Source organism: Methylobacterium sp. J-078 (assembly GCF_022829285.1).
GTDB lineage: Bacteria > Pseudomonadota > Alphaproteobacteria > Rhizobiales > Beijerinckiaceae > Methylobacterium.
This window is the reverse complement of the sequence record NZ_JAKSYI010000075.1, coordinates 20,004-27,165: the sequence shown is the minus strand read 5'-3', so window position 1 is coordinate 27,165 and position 7,162 is coordinate 20,004. Positions and strand designations below refer to the sequence as shown.

Annotated in this window: 8 protein-coding genes; 7 read left to right on the top strand and 1 reads right to left on the bottom strand. The window is 70.4% G+C overall.

The annotated features are described in order from the left end of the window. The 6 genes from MKK58_RS12560 to MKK58_RS12535 form a co-directional block, all read left to right on the top strand. The coding region (locus tag MKK58_RS12560) for a transposase (protein ID WP_243912378.1) at nucleotides 1-319 on the top strand (319 nt) is incomplete at its 5' end. 276 nt (nucleotides 320-595) lie between these two features. Continuing rightward, nucleotides 596-1,630 (top strand): ABC transporter substrate-binding protein, encoded by a 1,035-nt coding sequence (locus MKK58_RS12555; protein WP_243912377.1) that lies wholly within the window; start codon nucleotides 596-598, stop codon nucleotides 1,628-1,630. A gap of 91 nt (nucleotides 1,631-1,721) precedes the next feature. After that, complete coding sequence (locus MKK58_RS12550; RefSeq protein WP_243912380.1) at nucleotides 1,722-2,540, top strand: ABC transporter ATP-binding protein; 819 nt, start codon at nucleotides 1,722-1,724, stop codon at nucleotides 2,538-2,540. After that, nucleotides 2,537-3,424 (top strand): ABC transporter permease, encoded by an 888-nt coding sequence (locus MKK58_RS12545; RefSeq protein WP_243912376.1) that lies wholly within the window; start codon nucleotides 2,537-2,539, stop codon nucleotides 3,422-3,424. The genes MKK58_RS12550 and MKK58_RS12545 overlap by 4 nt, the downstream gene beginning before the upstream one ends. Nucleotides 3,425-3,490: 66 nt before the next feature. Beyond that, nucleotides 3,491-3,904 (top strand): YeeE/YedE family protein, encoded by a 414-nt coding sequence (locus MKK58_RS12540; RefSeq protein WP_243912375.1) that lies wholly within the window; start codon nucleotides 3,491-3,493, stop codon nucleotides 3,902-3,904. Continuing rightward, a complete protein-coding gene (locus tag MKK58_RS12535) occupies nucleotides 3,901-4,344 on the top strand; it encodes a YeeE/YedE family protein (RefSeq protein WP_243912374.1) in 444 nt (147 codons plus the stop codon). Before MKK58_RS12540 ends, MKK58_RS12535 begins: the two co-directional genes overlap by 4 nt. 210 nt (nucleotides 4,345-4,554) lie before the next feature. Here the strand turns inward: MKK58_RS12535 and MKK58_RS12525 are convergent, their stop codons facing one another. After that, entirely contained in the window at nucleotides 4,555-5,757 is a 1,203-nt protein-coding gene (locus MKK58_RS12525; RefSeq protein WP_243912373.1) for a CaiB/BaiF CoA transferase family protein, read from the bottom strand. 147 nt (nucleotides 5,758-5,904) lie between these two features. Here MKK58_RS12525 and MKK58_RS12520 point away from each other — a divergent pair, with 147 nt between their 5' ends. Beyond that, nucleotides 5,905-7,134 (top strand): acyl-CoA dehydrogenase, encoded by a 1,230-nt coding sequence (locus MKK58_RS12520; protein ID WP_243912372.1) that lies wholly within the window; start codon nucleotides 5,905-5,907, stop codon nucleotides 7,132-7,134. The last annotated feature ends 28 nt before the right edge of the window (nucleotides 7,135-7,162 follow it).

Below are 7,162 nucleotides of genomic sequence, written 5' to 3'. Positions count from 1 at the left end.
TAAGCACGTCCACGTCATCCTGGACAACTATGGCAGTAACAAACCCCCGCGAGTCCGGGCCTGGCTTCCCCGCCATCCGCGCTGGAGCTTCCACTTCACGCCGACCTCGGCCTCATGGATTAACGCCGTCGAGGGCTTCTTCTCTGCCCTACCCCGTCGCCGTTTCCAGCGGGGCACCTGCGCCGGGGTGGTCGACCCGCAGGTCGCCATCAAGCGCTACAGCGCCGACCAAAACCGTACCCCAAAGCCCTTCACGTGCACTAAACGCGCGTCTGCAATCTTCGACGCCCTCAGCCGAGCTCCTGAACCATCCGTCTGAGTCAGAGCACTAGCACTTCTCCGCCTCGGAGACGGGTTTCCAGCGCTAAAGTGCCCGTCAGGAGAAAAGCTCTCCGGAGCGCGGAACGGGGAACACAAACAGTCTCCAACACCGTCGGAATAAAGACTTCGTTTTTATTGACGCGCCACGGGCCAAGGATAACATCTCCGTCGTCGATCCGAAGCACGATGCCGACTTGGATCGCATCGAATCTCTTCAAACAAGGCGTTTTCTCCGAGCGGGACATCGTCTTCGAACACGTCAGCGGCGGGCAAAATGACGATCAAGCGACACACCATCCTCTCGCGGCGGCTGACGGGTGCCCTGCTCGGCGGGTTGGCCCTGTGCGCGACGCTCTCCGCCGCCGCGGCGGCGGCCGAGGGCCAGTTGCGGATCGCCAAGCAGTTCGGCGTCGTCTACCTGCTCCTCAACGTGGTCGAGGACCAGAAGCTCATCGAGAAGCACGGCAAGGCGGCCGGCCTCGACATCAAGGTCGACTACGTCCAGCTCTCGGGCGGTGCGGCGGTCAACGACGCGCTGCTGTCGGGCAACATCGAGGTGGCCGGGGCCGGCGTCGGGCCGCTCTTCACCCTCTGGGACCGCACCCGGGGCCGGCAGAACGTCAAGGGCATCGCCTCGCTGGGCAACTTTCCCTACTACCTCGTCACCAACAATCCCGCGGTGAAGAGCATCGCCGATTTCGGCGAGAAGGACCGCATCGCGGTCCCGGCGGTGGGCGTGTCGGTGCAGTCACGGATCCTGCAATGGGCCTCGGCCAAGCTCTGGGGGGACAAGGAGTTCGCCAAGCTCGACCGGATCAGCGTCGCGGTCCCGCACCCGGAGGCGGCGGCCGCGATCATCAAGGGCGGCACCGAGATCACCGGCCATTTCGGCAACCCGCCGTTCCAGGACCAGGAGCTGGCAGAGAACCCCAAGGCGCGCATCGTCCTGAATTCGTACGACGTCCAGGGCGGACCGTCCTCATCGACGGTGCTTTACGGGACGGAGAACTTCTACAAGACCAGTCCGAAGACCTACAGGGCCTTCCTGGACGCCCTCGACGAAGCGGCGAAGTTCATCACCGAAAATCCGCAGACGGCGGCCGAGATCTACATCCGGACGACCAACAGCAAGCTCGACACGGGCCTGCTGAAGACGATCATCACCAACCCGGCCGTGACCTTCAAGGTGGCGCCGGAGAACACCCTCGGGCTGGGCCAATTCATGCATCGGGTCGGGGCGATCAAGTCCGCGCCCCAGGCCATCGGCGATTACTTCTTCGCCGATCCGCGCATCACCACCGGCAGCTGAGCGGCCCGCCGTGATCTCCGCCGCCACCCTGTCCGACCTGTCCGTTCTCGAACTGGCCGAGCCGCGCCCGCGCGGCTTCGTCCGGCGCGACGTGGCCCCCGCCCGGCCGGCGCTGGAACCCGCGCCCGGCCCGTCGCCCCTGCTGCAGATCCGGGGCGTCACCCTCGAATACCGCACGCCGCAGCGGGTGGTGCGGGCCACGCACAGGATCGACCTCGACATCCACGCGGCCGACCGCTTCGTCCTGCTCGGGCCCTCGGGCTGCGGCAAGTCCACCCTGCTGAAAGCAGCGGCCGGCTTCATCACGCCGGTGGAGGGCTCGATCACCCTGGCGGGCGCGCCGGTACGCGCGCCCGGACCGGACCGCATCGTGGTGTTCCAGGAATTCGACCAGTTGCCGCCCTGGAAGACGGTGGCGCAGAACGTCGCCTTTCCGCTGCGGGCCGCCAAGGCGCTGGGCCGGCGGGAGGCGCAGGAGCGCGCGCGCCACTACATCGACAAGGTCGGGCTCACGCCCTTCGCCGACAGCTACCCGCACCAGCTCTCGGGCGGCATGAAGCAGCGGGTCGCCATCGCCCGCGCCCTGGCCATGCAGCCCCGGGTGCTGATGATGGACGAGCCCTTCGCGGCCCTCGACGCCCTGACCCGGCGGCGGATGCAGGAAGAACTGCTCGCCCTCTGGGACGAGGCCCGCTTCACCCTGCTCTTCGTCACGCATTCCATCGAGGAGGCCCTGGTGGTCGGCAACCGGGTGGCCCTGCTCTCGCCCCATCCCGGCCGGGTGCGGGCCGAATTCAACAGCCACGCCTTCGATCTCTCCAGCATCGGCAGCGAGGCCTTCCAGGCGGCGGTGCAGCGCCTGCACGCGCGCCTGTTCGACACCGACGCCCCGGCGGAGGCGGCCCGATGAGCTTTTCGGCGACGCGCCCCGGTCTCGTGCCCCCGATCCGCCCGGAATACGACCGGGTGCTCGCGCCCTTCGTGGAGGCGCCGGTGGAGCACGCGCTGCCGCTCGGTGCGCGGCTGTGGCAGCAGGACTGGCTGCGCAAGGGCCTGATCATCGCCGCCCTGGCGCTGGTCTGGGAGGGGCTGGCGCGCTGGCAGGACAACGACCTGCTGCTGCCCGGATTTCTCGCCACGATGTCCGCCCTCGTCGACGGCCTCGTCAACGGCGCGTTGCTGGACCGGGTGCGGATCTCGCTGACCGTGCTGGTGCAGGGCTACGTCGCCGGCATCGTGCTGGCCTTCGGGCTCACGACCCTCGCGGTCTCGACGCAGGTCGGCCGCGACCTGCTCTCGACCCTGACGGCGATGTTCAATCCGCTGCCGGCCATCGCCCTTCTGCCGCTCGCCCTGCTCTGGTTCGGCCTCGGCTCCGGCAGCCTGATCTTCGTGCTGATCCATTCGGTGCTGTGGCCGATGGCGCTCAACACCTATGCGGGCTTCCAGGGCGTGCCCGAAACCCTGCGGATGGCGGGGCGCAACTACGGCTTGCGGGGGCCGTCCTACGTCCTGCAGATCCTGATCCCGGCCGCCCTGCCGGCCATCCTGTCGGGCCTGAAGATCGGCTGGGCCTTCGCCTGGCGCACCCTGATCGCCGCCGAACTGGTGTTCGGCGCCGCCTCGGGGCGGGGCGGCCTCGGCTGGTACATCTTCCAGAACCGCAACGAACTCTACACCGACCGGGTCTTCGCCGGCCTCGTCCTCGTCATCGTCATCGGCCTCGTGGTCGAGAACCTGGTGTTCGCGGCCTTCGAGCGGCTCACCGTGCGGCGCTGGGGCATGGCCCGGTAGGATTTGGCCCGGTCGGCGATGACAGACCAAGGGGCGATACGCGGTGACGGAGCAGGGCCGGTCCCCATGAGCACCTATGCGTCCGGATTCCTAGGCGGCGCCCTGATCGGCCTGTCGGTGGCGCTCCTGATGCTCCTCAACGGGCGCATCGCCGGGATCAGCGGCCTCGTGGCCGGCCTCGGCCGGGATCGGGGCTTCCGCCGATGGGCCGATGGCGCCTTCGTCGCCGGCCTGATCGCCGGGCCGCCGGTCTTCGCCCTCGCCACCGGGGCCTGGCCGGCGATGCGGTTCGTCGCCCCGCTGCCGGTGCTCCTCGTCGCCGGCCTCCTCGTTGGGCTCGGCACCCGGCTCGGGGCGGGCTGCACCAGCGGGCACGGTGTGGCCGGCCTCGCCCGGCTCTCGGCCCGCTCGCTGGCGGCGGTCCTGACCTTCGTGGGGTCCGGTATGCTCACCGTCGCCATCTTACGGGCGCTGGCATGAACGCCGCGCTGCGCCTGCTCGCGGCCCTCGCCGCCGGACTGATCTTCGGCCTCGGCCTGTCGCTCTCAGGGATGCTCGACCCGGCCCGGGTCCAGGGCTTCCTCGACGTGACCGGCGCCTTCGACGGGCGGCAGACCTGGGACCCGACCCTCGCCTTCGTCCTCGGCGGTGCGGTCAGCGTCGCCGGCCTCGGCTACGCCCTGGCCCGGCGCCTGCCGCGCCCGGCCCTGGCAGCCACCTTCGAGTTGCCGACGAACCGCCGGATCGACAAACCGCTGATCGGCGGCGCGGCCCTGTTCGGCATCGGCTGGGGCCTGTCGGGCCTCTGCCCCGGCCCCGCAGTTGCGGCCCTGTCGACGGGCGCGCTGCCCGTCGTGGTCTTCGTCGCCGCCATGCTGGCGGGCATGGCCGCCCATCAGCGGTTCGTCGCCCGCGCCTGAGCCTCAGCGCATTCGGGGCAGGACCTCTACGGCGAAGCGCCGCGTCTCGGCCTCGAACGGCTGGAATTGCAGCATGAACGGTTCGATGCCGGCCGCGTGGAAGGCGCGGATGCGGGCCGCGACGGTTTCGTAGACTGCCGACGCCCCGGGACCAGAATTGGGCCGCCAACGTGCCTCGGCGCATGGTCGTCAGCGGTCCAGCCGGTTCGCTCAGGCGTCCGGCTCAGGCCGCGTGTCGAGTTCCGCGCGGATCTCCGCGCTCGACGCCCCGAGGGCCGGCGGCATCCGGCGGACGGGCAGGCGGGCGCCGTCGATGCGATAGGGCGGGGCGAGGACGTGGCCGGCGGACTCGGTCTCAGGCAGCACGAGGTGGCCGGCCCGCGCCCGCTCGGAAGTCAGGGCCGCGTGCAGGCCCAGCACCTCGCCGCAGGGGATGCCCGCTGCGTCGAGGCGGGCGAGGAGGTCGGCGCGGGTCCAGCGGGCGAGTTCGGCCTCGATCACGGGCAGGAACGCGGCGCGGTTGCGCGAGCGCTCCAGGTTGGTGGCGAAACGCGGGTCCGTGGCGAGGTCGGGGCGCTCCAGCACCTGCTCGCAGAGGCGGCGGTACTGGCCGTTGTTGCCCACCGCCAGCACGATCGGGCCGTCCCCGGTCTCGAACACGCCATAAGGCGCGATGGACGGGTGTGCGTTGCCGGCGCGGACCGGGTCGTGCCCGCGCACCATCGCCTCCAGGCCGCAATAGGCCGTGAGCGCGACCCCGGAATCGAACAGGGCGAGTTCGATGTGGCGGCCCCGCCCCGTGCGCTCGCGCTGGAACAGGGCGGCGAGCACCCCTTGCGCCGCGTATTGCCCGGTGAAGAGGTCGACCGCCGCGAGGCCGAACTTGAGGGGCGGGCGCTCGGCCTCGCCGTTCACCGCCATCAGCCCGGCCTCCCCCTGCACCACGATGTCGTAGCCGGGGCGGGACGCCTCCGGCCCGTCCGAGGCGTAGCCGGAGATCGAGCAGTAGATCAGGCGCGGGTTCTCGGCGCTCAGGGCCGCGTAGCCGAGGCCGAGGCGGTCGGCGCCCCCGGTCTTGAAGTTCTGCACCACCACGTCACAGGTCCGGGCCAGGGCGCGGGCCGTGGCGAGGCCCTCCGGACTGGCGAGGTCGAGGGTGATCGAGCGCTTGTTGCGGTTGGCGCTGTCGAAATACGAGGTGTTGGTGTCGCCCGTGCGCAGGCCCCAGTCGCGGGTGTCGTCGCCGCGCTCGGGATGCTCGACCTTGATCACCTCGGCGCCGAGGTCGCCCAGGCACATGGCACACCAGGGCCCGGCGAGCACCCGCGAGAGGTCAAGGACGCGGATGCCGGCGAGCGGCAGGTCGAGGGGCGGGGGATTCGCACCGTCGTCGCGCGCCGTCGTCTCGCCCATGGCTGGTTCTCCGCTCCCCGCGCCGCCCCGTCGCGCCGGGCCTGTCTAACAGGATTCCGGCCGTTCCGAGCCTGCGCCCGCGCGGGTGGCCTCTCCGGCCCGGACTGATAGGATCGCCGGAACACGAAGAACACCCGAGGAAACCCCATGAACGCCCCGACGCGCCCGCCCGGATCCGCCGCGCCCACCGCCCCCGCCTCCGCCGGCTTCGCCTGGGACGATCCATTCCTGTTGAACGACCAGCTCACCGAGGACGAGCGCGCCATCCACGCGGCCGCGACGGCCTTCGCGCAGGAGGAACTCCTGCCCGGCATTGTCGAGGCCTACGCGCACGAGACCCCCAACCCCGAGCTCTTCGCCCGGATGGGGGAACGCGGCCTCCTCGGGGTGACGCTGCCGGAGGAATACGGCGGGGCGGATGCGAGCTACGTCGCCTACGGGCTCGTCGCCCGCGCCGTCGAGGCGGTGGATTCCGGCTACCGCTCGATGATGAGCGTGCAATCCTCCCTCGTGATGTACCCGATCCACGCCTACGGCTCGGAAGACCAGCGCCGCAAGTTCCTGCCCAAGCTCGCCTCCGGCGAATGGATCGGCTGCTTCGGCCTGACCGAGCCGGACGCGGGCTCGGACCCGGCCGGCATGAAGACGAAGGCGGTGAAGATCGACGGCGGCTACCGGATCTCGGGGGCCAAGATGTGGATCTCGAACGCGCCCTTCGCCGACGTCTTCGTGGTCTGGGCGAAATCCGAGGCGCACGAGGGCGCGATCCGGGGCTTCGTACTGGAGAAGGGCATGAAGGGCCTCTCCGCCCCGACCCTGAAGGGCAAGCTCTCCCTGCGCGCCTCCACCACGGGAGAGATCGTGATGGAGGACGTGGAGGTTGGCGAGGACGCGCTCCTGCCCAACGTCTCGGGCCTGAAGGGCCCATTCGGGTGCCTCAACCGGGCGCGCTACGGCATCGCCTGGGGCGCCATGGGGGCGGCCGAGGATTGCTGGCACCGGGCGCGCGCCTACACCCTGGAGCGCCGGCAGTTCGGGCGGCCCCTGGCCCAGACGCAGCTCGTGCAGCGCAAGCTCGCCGACATGCAGACCGAGATCGCCCTGGGCTTCCAGGCCGCCCTCCGGGTGGGGCGCCTCTTCGACGAGGGGCGGATGGCGCCCGAGATGATCTCGCTGATCAAGCGCAACAATTGCGGCAAGGCGCTCGACATCGCCCGCACCGCCCGCGACATGCACGGCGGCAACGGCATCATGGGCGAGTACCACGTGATGCGCCACGCCCAGAACCTCGAGACGGTGAACACCTACGAGGGCACGCACGACGTCCACGCCCTGATCCTGGGTCGGGCTCAGACGGGGTTGCAGGCGTTCTTCTGAGCGGGCCGGCGGGATCGAACGCGGGCTG

Coding starts and splice junctions, on each gene's coding strand:
- MKK58_RS12555 (WP_243912377.1), top strand. CDS start 596: ATGACGATCAAGCGACACACCATCCTCTCGCGGCGGCTGACGGGTGCC.
- MKK58_RS12545 (WP_243912376.1), top strand. CDS start 2,537: ATGAGCTTTTCGGCGACGCGCCCCGGTCTCGTGCCCCCGATCCGCCCG.
- MKK58_RS12540 (WP_243912375.1), top strand. CDS start 3,491: ATGAGCACCTATGCGTCCGGATTCCTAGGCGGCGCCCTGATCGGCCTG.
- MKK58_RS12535 (WP_243912374.1), top strand. CDS start 3,901: ATGAACGCCGCGCTGCGCCTGCTCGCGGCCCTCGCCGCCGGACTGATC.
- MKK58_RS12525 (WP_243912373.1), bottom strand. CDS start 5,757: ATGGGCGAGACGACGGCGCGCGACGACGGTGCGAATCCCCCGCCCCTC.
- MKK58_RS12520 (WP_243912372.1), top strand. CDS start 5,905: ATGAACGCCCCGACGCGCCCGCCCGGATCCGCCGCGCCCACCGCCCCC.